Below are 17,808 nucleotides of genomic sequence, written 5' to 3'. Positions count from 1 at the left end.
GTTCATCAACCGGCCGTCCCCTGCTGCTTTCCGACCGCGAAGGGCTGCAGATCGATCGGGGGCTCGGCACCGCCCATCACATCGGCCATACAGATCGCGGTCCCCGGCGACAGATGGATGCCGCTGCGAAAGTGTCCGGTGGCGACGAAAATCGATTCGCTGCCGGGCAACTTGCCGCAGATCGGAAACCCGTCAAAGGTCAACGGCCGCAACCCCGACCAAGCGCCCAATTCCCGAGCCGACGCGAGCGGCGGGCAAACGCGTCGAACGAACCGGCGGAACTCGTCCAGCATCGCCGGCGTCGTCCCGCGTTGAAATCCGACCTCTTCTTCACAGGAACCGACCAACACGGCACCGTCACGTCGCGGAACAAAATAGCGTTGGCCGAAATTAATGATGCTCGACAAGATCGGCTGCTCGGTCTTCAACAACAACACCTGCCCCCGCACCGGCACCAGACTTTTGGCAAGTCGCAATCGCTGGGCCATCAGCCCGCTCCACGTCCCGCCGCAAACGACCGCTTGAGCGGCTTCGATCCTTTGACGCCCCGCATGACGACGTTCAAACGCGACCGTCGCCTTAGATTCGACATCCTCCAGATCCACGACGCGGGTTTGATCCAGAAACGTCACCCCCAAGCGACCACAGGCTTCGATCAAGGCTTGCAAGAACAGCGGCGGGGAGATTTGGTATTCATCGGGTACCCACCAAGCCCGCGCGGACGGCTCGTGCTGGGCCCACTCGGCCAGCGCCGGTTCACATCCGGCAAACTCCGCCGGCGTCCGCTCGTCGCACTCGATCGACAGCTCACGCCAGTAGGACACCATGCCGACCATCGACGCCGTCTCGCCGACGGTGTCAGACAAGTACCACCCGCCGCAACGCGCCAACCCGGAATCGATCCCAGACTCCGCCTTCAATCGTTCGGCCAATTCGGGAAACCGCTGGTGGCTGAGCCCGCGTAGCCGGTCCATCGGATCGGTTGAGTGTTCCAAATCGGCCGGCGGCAAAATACCGGCAGCCGCCCACGACGTGGCCGATCGAAAAGGCGTGTTGATCGAACACCCGTCGGTCTCCACGGCAACCAATCGATCCCGGTCGATGACCGTCACCTGCCGGCCGCGTCGCGCCAGTTCATACGCCAGCGTCAATCCGATCGCACCGGCCCCGATCACCACCACGTCGCTATTCATTCCTCTCCCCGCTCCCTTCCCGGCTGCGAAATCGCTTGTTCGATCGACCGACGAAGTGTGCGGCAATCCGCGTCGCTTGAACACTGCTCCAATCGAATCATCAACTGTTCCAACTCCTTGATCGTATCGACGTCCTCCATCGTCGCCAGCGTCGCCAATCGCAATCCGGCCTCCTCCGCACGACGACACGTCAACCGGAAAACCGACGCGCCGCTCCACGGCATCTGTTCCATCAACCGCTGGTACGCTGCACGCCAGGGCCCACGCAGGGCAATCAAGTAATACCCGCCATCGATCGCCGGCCCCAGCACGACGTCGTGGGATCCAAGCAGCTCACCGGTTTGGCGAATCACCGAACCGTCCAACAGGGGGCAATCGGCACCGATCAAAACGCGATCGACTTGGCCATCGCCCCCACAATCGCCCCCGCAATCAGCGGAGAACCAAGCCATCATGCGGCATCCCAAGTCGCCATCGGATTGGATTTCGATCTGCCAGTCCTGTGGCAGCGATGCCCGAAAGTCCGCCTGACGCTCCGGCGGCGACACGACGAACGAACGTTGATCGGCCGTGGTGGCCAATCGGCCGGCCAAATGGTGGCAAAACGCCCGATGCACCTCCGCCGCCTGACGCATCCCGATGGTCGCTCCCAACCGTGTCTTGACGCGGCCCGAGGTCCAATGCTTCGCCATCACGCCGAGGTGTAATTTTCGATCCGGACCGCGATGCATGAAACGATGACTGCGTAATGAAAGGTTGATGAAGCGGAGAAGCGGAGGTGGAGCGCGGTGACAGATCGGTACCATTATCCGCGTGAAAGCTCCCCTGAGCACCCCGGGGACAGATTTGCAGGTCGAAAGCGGCATCTGGGCGGCGCTTAACCGCTAAAACCACACCCCGAGTGACATTTGCTGCGTTAGAATCCCCCTGATCAGCGTGTCGATCGCCGCATTTGCGGTTAGGATACGAGTTGGTCGTGACGCGAGATCGCCGCAACTTTCTTTGCGAAATCGATTTGCAATTTCCCGCGTGGCTCTCCAATCCGGCCCGCCAGTTGCGTAGACTTCCCGTCTCGCCAAAACTGACTCCCCTGGAAAAAACTGGAATCCCGCATCGCATGCGTCTGTATTGTGGGACCACCGAAACGGTCACTTATGTCGGAACCGTCGCCCAAAAAGTTTCTTGAACTGGTCGAGAAAAGCCGCCTGGTCGATCCAGCCAAAGCGAAGCGGTTGCTGGAGAAGGTTCGTCAGCACTATGACGGCGGGTTGCCCCCGGACGCAAAAACGTTGGCCCGTCTGTTTGCCAAGAACGGTTTGCTGACCGAGTGGCACAATGAAAAACTGCTCAACGGAAAATACAAAGGCTTCTTCTTAGGCAAATACAAGTTGCTCGGCCACATCGGCACCGGCGGGATGAGCAGCGTGTATCTGGCCGAGCACACCAAGCTGCACGACCGCCGGGCGATCAAGGTGTTGCCCAAGAAGCGGGTCGCCGACTCGTCGTACCTGGCCCGCTTTCAGCTGGAAGCCAAAGCGATCGCGTCGCTCAATCACCCCAACATTGTGCTGGCGTACGACATCGACAACGAAGGCGACGTCCATTACATCGTGATGGAATACGTCGACGGGCTGGACCTGCAAGCGTTGGTCAAACGCGACGGCGCCTTGGATCCATCAACAGCCGCCGAGGTGATCGCCCAAGCCGCTCGCGGGTTGGCCCACGCGCATTCCAAAGGTGTGATCCATCGCGACGTCAAACCCGCCAACCTGCTGCTGGATTCCTCCCACACCGTCCGCTTGCTGGACATGGGATTGGCGTTGATGGGCGCCGAAGAAGACGAATCGCTGACGGTGGCCAACAACGAAAACGTGCTCGGAACCGCAGACTACCTGGCGCCCGAACAGGCCCTCAACAGCCATACCGTCGACCACCGTGCAGATATCTATGGCTTGGGCTGCACGATGTACTACCTGCTGACCGGCCAACCGCCGTTCAACCAAGGCACCCTGGCCCAACGGATCGCGATGCATCAAAAGGAGATGCCCAAACCGATCCGTGAAATCCGCAAGGGCGTGCCCGGTGAACTGGAAGGCATCTGCGTCAAAATGATCCAGAAGGATCCGAACTATCGCTACCAGTCGGCCGAAGATGTTGCCGAGGTCCTGGAACGCTACGTCGCCAAAGTCCCGCGTGGACAAAAGGTGACGATCGGCCTGGGCGAATTGCCGGGGATCGGCGGTGACGGTTCCTCCTCGATCTCGCTGGACGACGACACGCTGCGCCCCGACCAAGGCGGCGACACGCTTTCCAACAAAAACGACGAGACGCTGACCAGCAGCCGCAGCCGTCTGATCCGCGGCGAAGGATTGAGCGCCAACGACAGCGGAAAAATGGTCAACGTCAAACGTCCGGCGATCGACTTCAACGACAACAGCTTCTTGGACCTGCAAGTCGAATCGGGCTACGGCGGTGCGGCCTCCCGCCAGCCCGCCTCTCGCCAACCTGCTGCCCGTCAGTCTGCTGCCCGCAAATCGTCTCCGGCCCTGAAGCAGCCGGCCGCCGCCCCCCAGCACTACCCCGAGCGCAGCGAAGGACGATCCAGCGTTCATGTCGGCAGCGAATCGGACGTCTACAAACCCGAAAGCCGCAAGCCGGTTAAAGAAAAAGGCGTCGACAAGATGCTGATCGCGGCACTCTTGGTGGCATTCTTCATCGTCGCGGTCGGTTTGGGATTTTTCCTGGGACAAGCCTCCGGTTCCGGCGTCGGACCGTAATGGTCAGGCACCCTCGGGCTCTCTAAACTTTCGACCATGATCCCGCTTGTGTCCGCAGCGTGCCTTTCAACGCAGCAGCCACGCGACCGCCAATGTTCCGCCCCCAGAGTTGCCCACGCCGATGACCGTTGTTTTCGAGCGTCCCTATGAATTTGTGCCTCCCTACCGCGGAACACTCTGGCCGTGGTTGATCCAACGGCTGCGGCTGTACGATCGTTATCTGAAACGCAAAGAAGGCGTCGTCGACTACGAACTCCGCGGCACCGAACACCTGCGGCGATCCCTTGAGGCACAGCACGGTATCTTGCTGGCCCCCAATCATTGCCGCTACGCCGATCCGCTGGTCATGGGCTGGCCCGCCCGAGAACTGGGGATTTATGTCCATGCCATGGCATCGTGGCACCTGTTCAACGAAGGCCGGTTCGACCGATTCGCACTGCGCCGAATGGGTGCCTTCAGCATCTTTCGCGAAGGCAACGACCGACAATCACTCGAAGCCGCGATCGAGATCCTGGTCGAAGGCCGTCGGCCCCTGATCATCTTCCCCGAAGGCACCACCAATCGCACCAACGACCAACTGAAACCGCTCCTGGACGGCGTCGCTTTCATCGCCCGCACCGCCGCCAAACGACGCGCAAAACTTCACGCCGACTCGTCAACGACCGCCGCTGCGGGCAGCGGCAACGTCGTCGTTCATCCGGTCGCGATCAAATACCTGTGCCTGGAAAAAATCGACCGCTGGGCGACCGAGCAACTGGACCGATTCGAACGACGCCTGGGCTGGAAACTGATGCCGCCACGCGACATTCGCAGTCGCACCGTCCGACTCGCCGAAGCGCTGTTGTCGCTGAAAGAGATCCAGTACCTCGGACACTGCGGTGCGGGCGACTTGCCGACCCGACGCGATGCCTTGATCGAACATTTGCTCACATCGACCGAAGCGGAGATGCGGCTGGATAAACCCTTGGTGGACGTCCGCGAACGTGTCCGGCTGATTCGCTCCACCGCCTCGTCGCGTTATTTCGAAAACGGCGCCGACCCCGCAACCGCGACCGCACTCAAACGCCATGTCCAGGCCGCCGACATCGCCCAAGACCTTTCCTCGTACCCCGACAGCTACCTGATGGCCGATCAGGTGACCGACACCCGAATCGTCGAAACCATCCAACGGATGCAGGAATCCGTCAACGGCCACGCCGACCATTCGATCCCCTTGAAAGCGGTCATCGAGTTCGCGCCGGCCATCGACGTCGACACCAAACGCCCTCCCAAAGGCCAGCGTGATCCGTTGATGCAAACCCTCGAAGACGAACTGACCACCCGCCTGGCCCGACTGGCCACCGAAGCCCGAAAACTTTAGGACCGCCCCGACGCGGGTGTTTAGCATTTAGGCGACTCGCTGCTTCGTAGCGACGACGGCCCGGAAGGGAGCGTGGTCCGGGAAAACCACGTCACGACTCGCGACGCACCAATCGCACCGCTTCGCCGCGCCACAGGATTTCCAGATCTTGCTTTGCCCAACGCTCACGTCCGATCGACGGATCGCCGACTTCGATCCCACCGTCCTCAGCCGGTCCGTACAACACGACGCTGTGTCGAAATCCTCGTGGCCAACCGTACTCTTTGATGTAACGTGATTCGATTTCCGGTGAGGCGACCGATGCGAAACGGGGAAATCCGACCAGGATCAAACAGGGAAAGATGTCGTCGCGGGGCTCGCGGCTAAGCAGATCCTCCAACGTGACGTCCATCACCTCCGGTTCCCACGGCGTCTGCGCGGTTGCCAACCGCAACCCACGCCACAGCCCCAGCGACGTCGTGCCCAGTGCATCGGTCAAACACCACTGCACCAACTGATGTTCCTCCGCATCGATCCCATTGGCTTTCAACAACGTCGCCGCCGCGGCGGGGCTGCAGGTCACGCTGCCGGATTGCTGGCACACGTCGTGCCCCAACCAAACCGTGTTCATGCTGTGCCGCACCGGACGGATCACCGGCTGGACGATCGGCTGCAACAGCGTCGCGGTCGCAAACAATGCCAACACCAACGACAACCCGCCACGCCGCCACAACGGTCGATTCGGGATCGCCAGCGCCGCCGCGCTAGCGACGCACAAAAAGATCGGCGCGAAATTGGTCCACACGATCGCCGCGGTCAACGGGACGAATCGGGCCCACGTCAATGTCCCGTTTAAAAAGTAGACGTACCCGGCCGCCGACAGCACCGAAAGACACAACACCACGCTGGAGAAACGCGACTCACGCTTCATGCGGACCGCGACAAATAATCCGGTCACCAGACACAACAACACCATCACCGAGGTCGCGACGACGAGATCCAGCATGGACACCCCTCCGAACGAGAAGACTAGCGGAGACCGACGAGGAGAGCGTTTCAGTGTAACATCCTCCCATCGGCCATGGCCATCGAAATTCCGCCGTGTCGACCGGCCTTGGCCGCAACCGGCTCCGTGACCGAAGTTCAGTACGCCGATGGGGGCGTCCCCGCCAGCTCGCCCCCACCCCACCGCACCTTGTCATCTGGCCACCACGGCGCTACCAATAGCGTATGCCTACACTGCCCAGCCGTCATCGATTTGCCGCCTACCGTCAGACAGTCCGCCAGCGAAATGCGGAGAAGGTTCGCCCGACGGGGCACCACGGCGCCGATCGCAGCGCCGTCAAATTAGGCACCCGCGACCGCAGTTTCTGGGAATTGATCCGTGAATTCTGGGCGTTGGTCGGTCCGCACCGCCGCCAAATCATCCTCGCACTGTTCTTTTTGACCATCGCGATCGGGTTGCGATTGGTACCCCCGGTCGGCACCAAACTGGCGATCGACTGTGTGCTGACCGATCCCCCCAAACCGCTGCCGACTTGGCTGGCCGAATTTGACTGGCCGAGTGACAAGATGCAGCGGCTGGTCTGGATCGCCGCCGCCGTCGTCGTGATGACAATCCTGGCGACGATCGTTCATCTGTTCAGCCGCTGGACCGCCACCAAAGCCGTCAACCAATCCCAGATCACGATTCGCCGTCGCGTGTTTGACCACGCCATTCGGTTGCCCCTGGGACGCGTCTACGACCTGAAATCCGGCGGCGTGGCCAGTCTGATTCGCGAAGACGCCGGGGGCGTGGCCGACCTGATCTTTTCGATGTTGTACAACCCCTGGCGGGCGATCGTCCAATTCGTCGGCAGCCTGATCATCCTGATCTTCGTCGACTGGAAACTGATGGTCGGCGGTTTGCTGCTGCTGCCGATCGTGTGGGTCAGCCATCGCACCTGGATCAACCGTATCCGGCCGTTGTATCGCGACATCCGCAAACAGCGACAACGGATCGACGCCGGCGCGACCGAAACTTTTGGCGGGATCCGCGTCGTGCGAACCTTTTCCCGATCACGCCACGAATCGGCCAAGTTTGTTCGCGAAGGCGGCTTCTTGGTCCGGCAACAGCTTTTCACTTGGTGGTGGACGCGGATCATCGAAACGGTCTGGGAAGTCATCATCCCGCTGGCGTCGACCGGATTGTTGCTCTACGGCGGCTACCAGATCATTCAAGGCGAACTGACACTCGGTGACCTGATGATGTTTCTGGTTTACCTGACCATGCTGCTGGACCCGTTGGCAACGATCGCCGGCAGTGCCGTCGGGTTTCAAAACAACCTGGCCGGGCTGGACCGCATCCTGGACGTGATGGAAGTCGACAGCGAATTGCCGACCAACCCCGATGCCGTCCATGTCACCAAATCATCGACCGCCGGCAGGATCCAGATCAACGACCTCTCCTTCCGTTACCCCGGCACCGACACCTTCGTCCTGCAAGAGATCTCACTGGAGATCGAACCCGGCGAAACGGTCGCCCTGGTCGGTCGCAGCGGTGCGGGAAAAACCACGCTGACCAACTTGATCGCCCGGTTCTATGACCCCGCCGAAGGCTGCGTGCGGCTGGACGGAAGAGACCTTCGCGATATCAACCTGGATTCCTATCGAGCCCTGCTGGGGATCGTCGAACAAGAAGTGTTCTTGTTTGACGGCACGATCGCCGACAACATCGCGTACGCACGCCGCGATTGCGATCCAACCGAAATCATCGCCGCCGCTCGAGCGGCAGCGGCCCACGAATTTATCGAAAAGCTGCCCCAAGGCTACGACAGCATCATCGGCGAACGCGGCGTCAAACTCTCCGGCGGACAACGTCAACGTCTCGCCATCGCCCGCGCGATTCTGGCCGACCCGAAAATCTTGATCCTCGACGAAGCGACCAGCAACCTGGACAGCCAAAGCGAACAGATGATCCAACGATCCCTTGAGGAGTTGCTGCAAAACCGGACCTCGCTGGTAATCGCGCACCGGTTGAGCACGATCCGAAACGCGGACAAGATCGTTGTGCTCGAAGACGGTCGCCTCGTCGAAGTCGGCACCCACCAGCAACTGCTTGAGGGCGGAGGCCGTTATCGCGACATGGTGCAATTGCAAACCACCGAACCCCACCACACCCACTAGTGCTGCGAGGCGCGAAAAGGGGACGGGGGTCAATAGTGCGAAGCACCCGGAGGGCCGTACCGGCTATTGACCCGGCGTCCCTAAACCCGGCAAGGGGCGTATGTGGTAGCGGAATTCGCCAAGAATTCCGGCTTTTTCCGTGTGGACTGCTGCGAGTCGAAAGCCTTGGCGGCTTCCGCTACCGGTTGAGGGACAAAGCCTAGCAGGATCGCGACGCGTTGAGACAACATTCGACGCCGACGGGCCGAGTTCACCTCTACAAGCGGGCGACGATCGCCTAAGCTTTCGGCTTCCACTGGACGCGGCCTCGCTGGAAGGCCGACGCCCCCGACCTACTAGCCGGAGATTTTGATGGATGCTTGTTCACAGCAGTGGGTCCATGATTCCAAAGTCGCGTTGCGCGACGCCGAGACCGATTACTTTCGCGTTTCACCATGGATCTATTGGCGAGATTTTTTGGTCAGCATCGTGCTGGCGTACACCGCGGCGAGCGTCTATCTGACAGCGGACTCCTGGTCGGTCTACCAAGTCGTCGCGTTTCCGATCGCGGTGTTTTGGCTTTATCGCGCCGGTTCACTTGTGCATGAAGTCGCGCATCTGGGCGAACATGAGATGCGTGCTTACAAGGTCGCCTGGAATCTGGTCGCAGGTGTGATGATGTTGGCCCCTTCGCCTTTCTTTTCCGGCCATCACCGCGATCACCATACCCACCGCCTGTATGGAACCAAGCAGGATCCCGAATACATCGTCAATTGCTTCCGACGCGGAAATTGGACCAGCATGCTCGCCTACTCGCTGTTGGTGCTGGCATTTCCCATCCTCGTCACCGCGCGGTTTATCCTCACCCCGTTGACCTTTTTGCACCCCAAGCTTCGCACGTTTGTGTTAACGCGTTGTTCATCGCTGATGATGAATCCCCACTATGTGCGAAGGGTCTCCGCGGCCGATCGGCGCCGCATCACGGCAGTCGAAATCTTGACTTGCATCCGTGCCACGTTGATTCCGGCACTCGTGTTGTTGGGCATCAACCATTGGACCAGAATCCCCATGCTCTACTCGCTCGGCATCAGCGTCCTGTTGCTCAATCAACTAAGGCTGCTGGCCGATCATCACTTCGAAAGCGACGGGACAAAGATGACGGCATCGGAACACCTGCATGACTCTTGCAATTTTACCGGCCGCGATTTTTTCACTTGGTTACTGTATCCCTTCTCGATTCGCTTTCACGCCCTGCATCACCTGTTTCCCTCTCTGCCGTATCACAACCTGCGGGCGGCCGATCAATACCTGATGCAAACGCTGCCGGTCGGGTCCCCGTACCGTGATTTGCAACAATCCAGCTGGTTTGCGGTCGCACGAAAGACCCTCGCTCGAAAGCCGCAACTGACACCACTGCCTGCGAGGACGTGCGGTTTTTAACCTTTGATCTAGCAGGCGCTTACGCCTTCACCCTCGCGCTGGGAGGGTTGCGGAGGAGTTTACGCTCGGAGCGGGGAGGGTTTGTTGTGGCTCAGTTAAACTCAAACACCACGAATCGACCCTCCCTGCCAGAGAGGGTGAATTCCCAAAAACCGCACGACCTCCTGCCAGGGAGGGTGAAGTCCCGAAAACCGTACGACCTCCTGCCGGGAGAGTGGCTTTTAGAAAGCACTACCGTTGATAGATCGGCAAGTAACCGTAATCCAATTGCAACATGATCAAGTTGCACGCGGTCACATAGACCGGATGAATTTGGCCTTCCCAATTTCCCTCCGGACGCTGCTGGCTGGTGATGCGTTCGTACAACTTGGTCCGGAACGGCTGCCACAACTCGTCGCCCTGGCGATAAACGACCTGGCTGTAATACAAGTACGTGTAGTGCCAATGACCGAACGCGCGGGCGCCGTCGCTGATCCCGTGCAGCTCCTTCTTGGTGTACTCCAGCATCTCCGGGACGTGCTCGCTGTCATAGTCGCCGGCGTTGTACAGCGCCGCCAATGCCGCCGCGGTGATCGCCGGACGGCTGTTGCCGCGTTGACGGCTGCTGTAGCTGATCCCGCCGTCCTTGTTCTTGCAGCCATAGATGTATTCTTTGGCACGATCGATCACGTCGCCGCTGACCGGGATCCCGGCATTGCGGCAACCGCGCAGCCCCTGGACCTGGGTGATCGTCGTGGAGCCTTCGTCGAAATCATTGCCCTCGGCCGCCGACACGTATCCCCAACCGCCGGCCGCGGTTTGGGCGTTGCCGCTGAACTCGACCGCCCGCGTCAGCACATCGACGATCTCGCGGCGACGATCCAATAAACCTTCTTCGCCCAAGACCTGCGACAGAAACAACATCGCAAAGCCGTGCCCATAGGTGTAACGCTGATCCGTCTTGGGGTCGCCGATCAACCCGTTGTCGCGGCTTTTGCTGATCAGAAAATCCGACGTCCGCGCGATCTCCTTGGCGTACGGCCCCTGCGTCGTCGTCGAACCGCTGCCGATCATCGCCGTGCCGGCCAAGGCGGCCATCGCCGTCGGATAGACCTGGGTGTTCCAGTGCCCCCGCGAGGACTGGGTTCGCGCCAGCCAAGCGAGCGCCTTTTGCGTCGCCGTCTCCCAAGACGCGTTGCGTGCCGCGGCATAACCCGGTCGAGGCCCGAGCGACGATGCGGCCAGCGATCCGCCGGCGGCCAGTAGGGCGGACTTGCGAAACCAGTCGCGTCGGTTGGATGAAATCGGCATCGTGATTCCAAAAGGCAGTGGTCTAAAAAGCAATCGTGGGACAATCTGTCGCCGGGAAAACACTCCACGACAATTTCGCCCTCCCATGTGGAGGTCATGCGGTCTTTGGAATTAACCCTCCCTGGAAGGGAGGGTCGAGCGTAGCGAGGGGAGGGTCGATTCGTGGCGTTTGGGTGGATCCGAGCCACCGCAGCCCCTCCCCGCGTCGTCGTCTACTCCTCCGCGACCCTCCCAGAGGGAGGGTGAATTCGTAAGGTCTTGTAATTTCGAAGATTAAAAACCGCACGACCTCGGCAGGGAGCGGTTTGTCTCAACTCCGGTCAGCAACGTTCCGATTGTACCGCACTGCCGGCCGCGGGCGAAACTTCGAATCCGCCGACCGACGCATGTCGCCCCGTTTTCCGCTGACAAATCGGACAAAAAAACGTACTCCGCTGGGCTTGGACGATTCGGCGAATCACCCCCGCCCGGCAACGTCCACACCCCAATCCGGCCCGGTCGTAGACCCGATGATAGTTCTGATAGCTGCCTTCGTTGTTGAGCGCGTTGCGGTAGGTTCCGTCGGAAAGCGTGCTGCCCTCGTGCTCGATCGCCTCGCCCAGCACCAGTCCGATCCCGGCGTGGATCCGTTGCCACTGCGGCCGGCTGAGCTTGTCGCAGCGGGTGCGTGGATCGACGCCGGCGACAAACAGAATCTCCGCCGCGTACAGGTTTCCGATGCCCGCCACGGCCGCCTGGTCTAGCAAGCCGACTTTGATCACCCGGCGACTGTGCCGCAGATTCTCGCGCAACTGTTCCGCGGAAATCTTTGTCGCGTCAGGTCCCAGTCGGTCGCGGACGTCGCGGCGCAATTGTTCGGCCGTCAACAATCGCACCGTGCCCAGCCCGCGGCGGTCCCAAAACAGCATTTCCTCGCAGCGATCCCCGGCCAAGGTCAATCTCAATCGCAAGTGCTCCGGCCCCGGCGGGTCCGCCAGCAGCACCAAGCCCGTCATCCGCGGCTCGATCACGATCGCCTGGTCGTCTTCCAGTTCAATGATCACGCGTTTCCCCAACCGATCGATCCCGCTGATCCGGCGGTCGCGGACGCGACGATCAAATTGGGCGATCGCCGGCTGAAACAAAATCGGCTTGCGACCGCACGGCGGACGTTCGGCGGCGACGATCCGATGCCCCACGATCGGCAACACCCCACGACGCATCGTTTCGACTTCAGGTAATTCCGGCATCACGACGCTCCCATTCCGTACACCATGCGTTGCATGACGCCCACCGTACGCTTTGGCCGCGACGTGCGTCAAGAATCCGGGCCGCGTTCCGCTCTGCATTCACCCGCTTGTTGGTCGTTGTTCAACTGCGCCCCGCTACAGCACGTTGCCCGATAGAATGACCACCCCCCCGCTGGGAATCACGCCGACAACTCGCAGAAAAATCCTAGCTTCACGAATTCATGGCATGTTCGACCAGCTTCGAGCATTCGTTTGCTGCTCAAGGCCAAACAGGCTGCAATGACCACTTCGCGAATCCCTCGCAACAGTAAATGCCCGTGCGGCAGTGGCAAGAAATACAAACATTGTTGTTCGAGAAAAAACCGTGCATCGGATCCGGGAATTCCATCGCGAGAGCGCATCGGAAGCGACGGCGTTTCGCTGACGGCTTCATCGCCGAAGACCGCCGCCGCTGCTGTCACTCGAGTGAGGGTGAATTACAGCATTCGCTACCACAACTGCGAAGCAGAAGTCAGCTATTCGTATCCGGCCGACACTCCGGTGGTGATGGTTGGCGGAACGGTCCTGGCAGCACGGTTTCTGGCTGCCGGTGATCAATTCTTCATCGAGGACGGAGCCATCGCGGTGGTCTCCGAGGTCAGTGAGCCTGTCGAGTGGGAGCCGTTTGTAGCGGAGCGATCGCGCTCGGGGGAAACCAATCCTCGCGTCCTCGGCACCGTGAGGTATACCGGTCTGTTTCAGGTCATCGCGTTCCAGGTCGCAGGTGGCGACTGGATCGAAACCACTCCGGAGCATTGTTTCTGGTCCGTTGAATCGCAGTCATGGCAACCGATCTCGAATTTCAAGGTCGGCGACAAGATGGCCAGCGGCGATGGATCGCCAGCACGGATCGAGTCGATCACCGCTCCGTACGCCAAACAATGCGAGCTGCGCAACATTGAGGTCGAGGAGACCCACTCGTTTCGAGTGGGGGATTCTCCCGGAGGCGTTTGGACTCATAATGGGCTGGAGGCCGGCTGCCGCGTCCCGAAGGCGGCGACACCGAAAGGCAAATCGCAAGCGGGATCCACCGCAGCATACAGCGAGAAGTTCGATCAGGTCTTTGGGAAAGCTGCTTCAGATGGTGTCGCAGACGGGTCCGTTACGTTTAAACGCTGGCAACGTGGCGAGGCGATCGACAAGCCGCTACCTGATGGCACTGCTCCTTCGTGGGAAACAGTACAGTCTCGGTATTGGAAGAACCGCTACCAAGCTGCCAAAAACAGCGGTGAATTCTCTCCTTCACAATTGGCTGAGATGCGTAGAGGAAATGCCCCGATGGACTACAACCCACGCACAGGAAATTGGGAATCTCGCGAATTACACCATGTCGACCCTCAACGTCACACGACCGACAACAGCCCACTAAATCTTCGCGAGCTAACCCCCGACTGGCACGGTGAAGTGGATCCATTTCGGCGTGTTCCAGGAATTACCGTTAAAAGAGGAATACGTTGATGACTTTCGAATACCTTCATGAACAAGAAGTCGTTGCGTTTCGCTCAAGTACGCGTCGACCTCTCGCGGAACTCTTGCCTACGTTTACATCTCAAGGTTTTGCGCTGCATGACGATACGGTAAGCCTTGACCGGTCGGACAACGTTCCCCCCTGGCAACATCCGTCCATTGTCGAAGTCGAGTGCCAGCTCGATGGAGACGAAGTTTTTGGATTTGACGAAGGAGAATGGGACACGCTTCTGATGAAGTACCTTTTTGCATCAGTCCCGTTTGAATTCGTCGATCAGTTTGTTGACGTGGTAATCACGACCGGCAGACTACTGGGAATAGAACCGAAGTTTCATGGCAATCCAGTAAGTGGCGAATCGCTGAAGGAAAAGTTTGAGCGGATCAGGGAACAATTACTCTCAGAAACCGGAGAACTTGCAGGGTCGGAACAACTCGCCATTATCATTCAGAGCACCTACCCCCGCTAACGGATCTCAACGACACAACACTAAACAGCGATCGTCGTCGGTTGCTCGAAAGGGCTGCCGGTCAACGCTGGGAATAGCCCCCCTTCAATGTGGCTCGCGATTGCAAGTCATGGCTGAATCAACGGGCTCATTCAACCGTTTTTGACGCGTCAACAAGAATCCAACGCGGGCAAGACGGCAAGCAGGATGCTTACCCCACGCCTAACAATACACAAACCCTTCACGCCGATACCGTGGGTGGGCCTGGATCGCGCGATGGTCGGCTCGCGTCACCCCCAACCACGCCCCCAGCCCCGCCAGCACCGCGTCGAGTGCATCGCCGCCGGGATCGTTCATGATCACGCGCCGTCGATGGGCCGAGATTTCGACGTAGCTCGAGACCGTTTTCAGGATCGTTCGTCGCGTCCGCTTGTGTGTCTCTTCCGGCGGCTTCCCACCGGACCGCTTGTAACGCTGGTGCGGCAATTCCAATCGCTTTAGGGTCGACGAGGGACATGCCTCGACCAGAATCGACGACGCCACTCCACGGCCCGCTTTGGCATATTGAAACGGCAACACGGCGACATTGCGATCGGCGACCAGCTCGGCCAACACGTCCCGCATGCCGTGAAAGGTTTGGTAGATGATCCGGTAGTGGTAACAATCAAACGGCGTTTGCGTTTCCCGATCCGTGGTGCGGCGAACGTGTTTGGTCCCCAGCGCCTGCTCGGTCCGTTCAACCAGCGACCGGCCGAATTCTTTGGCCGAACCATCGAACTCGCTGGCGTGTGACAATTGTTCCCGCCAGTCGCCGAGGTTCAATTCGATCGGCAATCCGAACGGAAAATCGCATCCCCAAACCGTTTCCGATTGCGTTGAAATGCGGTCGACCAAGTAGCGGTTGACGCGGTCGCGGTCGTCACCACCGGCCAGCCGGCCCAGCGGATGCAAGGATGCGAGCCGGAAACGCGGCGCGTCGTCAGCCACTCGCAGTGGTCCGGCAGCGGCTAATTCCGCGATCCACGCCGTTTTCCCGGCCTGGGCCGCGCCGCTGTAGTCGACTCCCATCACCGTGCCGATCGCGGCATCGGCAATCCGACCGAATCGGGTCGGGCGTGGATTCGTCGCGTTGACCAAGTTGGACCGCCGGGTGAAGATGATGAACTTGAACTACGGAAGCATACCTTTTTGGCAAAACCTACGATGAGCAGTGCTCCTTCCCGATCACCCGCCACGGCATCGGTCCCGGACGCAAAAGGCCGATTCGGCGATTTCGGCGGTCGATTCGTCCCCGAAACGCTGACCCGGGCACTCGATCAATTGGCCCAGGAATACGAACTGGCCAAGAAAGATACGGCGTTTCAGCAGGAACTTGACGGCCTGCTGAAAACCTTCGTCGGCCGCCCCAGCCCGTTTTACCATGCCCGACGGCTGACCGAGGCCGCCGGGGGGGCCCAGATCTGGCTCAAACGAGAGGACCTGAACCACACCGGGGCGCACAAGATCAACAACACGCTCGGCCAGGCCTTGCTTACGCTGCGAATGGGCAAGACGCGTGTGATCGCCGAAACCGGCGCCGGCCAACACGGCGTGGCCACCGCGACCGCCTGCGCCCACTTCGGGCTGCCCTGCACGGTCTACATGGGTGCCGAAGACATCCGCCGGCAAAAACCCAACGTGTTCAGCATGCGGCTGATGGGCGCGACGATCAGCCCCGTCGAATCCGGCTCGCGAACGCTCCGCGACGCCGTCAACGAAGCGATGCGCGACTGGATGGCCTCGGTCGAACACACCCACTACATCATCGGCAGCGTGATCGGCCCCCATCCGTTCCCGATGATGGTCCGCGATTTCCAAGCCGTCATCGGACGCGAAGCGCGTGACCAATCACTCGAGGTTTTCGGCAAGTTGCCCGATTGCGTCGTTGCTTGTGTCGGCGGAGGCAGCAACGCCGCCGGCATGTTCTATCCCTTTATCGAAGACGACGGGGTGCGTTTGGTCGGCGTCGAAGCCGGCGGTCGCGGCAGCAACCCCGGCGATCACGCCGCCCCGATGTCGTTCGGATCGCCCGGCGTGTTGCACGGCAGCTACAGCTATGTGATGCAAGACGAAGACGGCCAAACCTGCGACGTGCACAGCATGAGTGCCGGATTGGACTACCCCGGCGTCGGCCCCGAACACAGTTACTGGAAAGACACCGGCCGCGTCGACTACATCCAGTGCGGCGACGCCGAGGCCATGGACGCGTTTGACAAACTGGCCCGCAGCGAAGGCATCATCGCCGCGTTGGAATCCAGCCACGCGTTGGCCAAGGCGATGAAGCTGGCCGCCGAAATGCCCAAGAGCGAAAACTTGGTCGTGTGCCTGTCCGGACGCGGCGACAAGGACGCCATGGAAATCGCTCGATTGCGTGGCGAAGATTACTAGGCTTTGTCCCGCAACCCGTAGCGGAAGCCGCCAAGGCTTTCGACTCGCAGCAGCAGTCCACACGGGAAAAGCCGAAATTCTTGGCGAATTCCGCTACCACCTACGCCCCGTGCCGGATTTAGGGACAAAGCCTAGCTGGACATCGCGACTGCGGAAGATGTTATCCTTTCTAAACTTCGTCAACAAAAGGAAGATCGAACCCGATGATCAAACTCACCTGGCTCTCCCACGCAAGCTGGCTGATCGAAACCAAAGACGCACGCATCTTGCTGGATCCGTTTTTTGCCGATAATCCGAAAGCCGAAGTCAAGGCGGAAGATTTCTCGGACATCACACACGTGCTGGTCTCGCACGGCCACGCCGATCACGTCGGCGACGTCGCCTCGGTGGTCAAACACTCCGGCGCCCAATTGATCGCGACCTGGGAGATCGCCGAATGGTTCAAAAAGAATCACGGCTTTGAAGACGTGGTGGCGATGAACGTCGGCGGCAACGTCCCGATCGGCGACGGGACCGCCAAGATGGTTCCCGCCCTGCACAGCAGCAGTCTGCCGGACGGATCCTACGGCGGCTCGGCGGCCGGCTTCCTGATGAAATTTGAAACCTTCCGCGTCTACTTCGCCTGCGACACCGCGTATTACAGCGACATGAAATGGTACGCCGGGGGTGCCGATGTCGCCGTCGTCCCGATCGGAGACGTGTTCACGATGGGCATCCACGACAGCATCGAAGCGATCAAGTTGATCGAACCCCGCGTCGTGCTGCCGACCCACTACAACACCTGGCCGCCGATCGAACAAGACGCCGCGGCCTGGGCCAACAAGGTGACCGCCGAAACCGACGCCAAACCCGTCGTTTTGAAAGTCGGCCAATCCCACACCCTGGAATTGGTCCGGGGCCTGTAGCGACGCAGGGGAGCAGGCGCCCAGCCTGCCATCGAGGAAAAACGTAGCTACCTTCGCCAGAAGGTGGATCCCTCTCGGTACCCCACGCTCTGGTGAGCGTAGCTACGTCAAC

At 60.2% G+C, this 17,808-nt stretch carries 14 protein-coding genes; 8 read left to right on the top strand and 6 right to left on the bottom strand.

Annotated features, from left to right (window positions below; all coding sequences use genetic code 11):
* Positions 1 to 5 precede the first annotated feature (5 nt).
* Together H1B37_RS20225 and H1B37_RS20220 are read right to left on the bottom strand one after the other, a co-directional pair.
* Entirely contained in the window at positions 6 to 1,193 is a 1,188-nt protein-coding gene (locus tag H1B37_RS20225) for an NAD(P)/FAD-dependent oxidoreductase (protein WP_182868462.1), read from the bottom strand.
* Complete coding sequence (locus H1B37_RS20220) at positions 1,190 to 1,924, bottom strand: TIGR04282 family arsenosugar biosynthesis glycosyltransferase (RefSeq protein ID WP_182868461.1); 735 nt, start codon at positions 1,922 to 1,924, stop codon at positions 1,190 to 1,192. Before H1B37_RS20220 ends, H1B37_RS20225 begins: the two co-directional genes overlap by 4 nt.
* 423 nt (positions 1,925 to 2,347) lie before the next feature.
* Here H1B37_RS20220 and H1B37_RS20215 point away from each other — a divergent pair, with 423 nt between their 5' ends.
* Positions 2,348 to 3,970, top strand: a complete 1,623-nt coding sequence (locus H1B37_RS20215; RefSeq protein ID WP_182868460.1) for a serine/threonine protein kinase — start codon at positions 2,348 to 2,350, stop codon at positions 3,968 to 3,970.
* A gap of 121 nt (positions 3,971 to 4,091) precedes the next feature.
* Entirely contained in the window at positions 4,092 to 5,330 is a 1,239-nt protein-coding gene (locus H1B37_RS20210) for a lysophospholipid acyltransferase family protein (protein WP_182868459.1), read from the top strand.
* Positions 5,331 to 5,421: 91 nt separating this feature from the next.
* Here H1B37_RS20210 and H1B37_RS20205 read toward each other — a convergent pair whose 3' ends face one another.
* Positions 5,422 to 6,315, bottom strand: coding sequence for a cysteine peptidase family C39 domain-containing protein (locus tag H1B37_RS20205; RefSeq protein ID WP_182868458.1), 894 nt, complete (start codon positions 6,313 to 6,315; stop codon positions 5,422 to 5,424).
* A gap of 224 nt (positions 6,316 to 6,539) precedes the next feature.
* On the opposite strand from H1B37_RS20205, the gene H1B37_RS20200 reads away from it, so the two are divergent.
* Together H1B37_RS20200 and H1B37_RS20195 are read left to right on the top strand one after the other, a co-directional pair.
* A complete protein-coding gene (locus tag H1B37_RS20200; RefSeq protein ID WP_182868457.1) occupies positions 6,540 to 8,474 on the top strand; it encodes an ABC transporter ATP-binding protein in 1,935 nt (644 codons plus the stop codon).
* 351 nt (positions 8,475 to 8,825) lie between these two features.
* A complete protein-coding gene (locus tag H1B37_RS20195; RefSeq protein ID WP_182868456.1) occupies positions 8,826 to 9,893 on the top strand; it encodes a fatty acid desaturase family protein in 1,068 nt (355 codons plus the stop codon).
* A 231-nt stretch (positions 9,894 to 10,124) separates the two neighbouring features.
* Here H1B37_RS20195 and H1B37_RS20190 read toward each other — a convergent pair whose 3' ends face one another.
* Positions 10,125 to 11,183, bottom strand: coding sequence for a prenyltransferase/squalene oxidase repeat-containing protein (locus H1B37_RS20190; RefSeq protein WP_182868455.1), 1,059 nt, complete (start codon positions 11,181 to 11,183; stop codon positions 10,125 to 10,127).
* A 320-nt stretch (positions 11,184 to 11,503) separates the two neighbouring features.
* Positions 11,504 to 12,412 (bottom strand): Fpg/Nei family DNA glycosylase, encoded by a 909-nt coding sequence (locus H1B37_RS20185; protein ID WP_182868454.1) that lies wholly within the window; start codon positions 12,410 to 12,412, stop codon positions 11,504 to 11,506.
* 252 nt (positions 12,413 to 12,664) lie between these two features.
* Here H1B37_RS20185 and H1B37_RS20180 point away from each other — a divergent pair, with 252 nt between their 5' ends.
* Positions 12,665 to 13,909, top strand: coding sequence for an SEC-C metal-binding domain-containing protein (locus H1B37_RS20180; RefSeq protein WP_182868453.1), 1,245 nt, complete (start codon positions 12,665 to 12,667; stop codon positions 13,907 to 13,909).
* Positions 13,909 to 14,385: a hypothetical protein gene (locus tag H1B37_RS20175; protein ID WP_182868452.1), complete on the top strand. Its 477-nt coding sequence runs from the start codon at positions 13,909 to 13,911 to the stop codon at positions 14,383 to 14,385. Before H1B37_RS20180 ends, H1B37_RS20175 begins: the two co-directional genes overlap by 1 nt.
* A 201-nt stretch (positions 14,386 to 14,586) precedes the next feature.
* Here H1B37_RS20175 and H1B37_RS20170 read toward each other — a convergent pair whose 3' ends face one another.
* The gene (locus H1B37_RS20170) at positions 14,587 to 15,501 is read right to left on the bottom strand and encodes a DUF429 domain-containing protein (RefSeq protein ID WP_286177944.1); all 915 of its coding nucleotides are present in this window, start codon (positions 15,499 to 15,501) and stop codon (positions 14,587 to 14,589) included.
* Between the two features lie 66 nt (positions 15,502 to 15,567).
* Here H1B37_RS20170 and trpB point away from each other — a divergent pair, with 66 nt between their 5' ends.
* Both trpB and H1B37_RS20160 read left to right on the top strand, forming a co-directional pair.
* Entirely contained in the window at positions 15,568 to 16,791 is a 1,224-nt protein-coding gene (trpB, locus tag H1B37_RS20165) for a tryptophan synthase subunit beta (protein WP_182868451.1), read from the top strand.
* Positions 16,792 to 16,994: 203 nt separating this feature from the next.
* Complete coding sequence (locus tag H1B37_RS20160) at positions 16,995 to 17,696, top strand: metal-dependent hydrolase (RefSeq protein ID WP_182868450.1); 702 nt, start codon at positions 16,995 to 16,997, stop codon at positions 17,694 to 17,696.
* The last annotated feature ends 112 nt before the right edge of the window (positions 17,697 to 17,808 follow it).

It is taken from the genome of Stieleria mannarensis, assembly GCF_014154935.1.
GTDB lineage: Bacteria > Planctomycetota > Planctomycetia > Pirellulales > Pirellulaceae > Stieleria > Stieleria mannarensis.
Note: the sequence above shows the minus strand (reverse complement) of the source record. Positions and strands in the feature narration are given on the sequence as shown.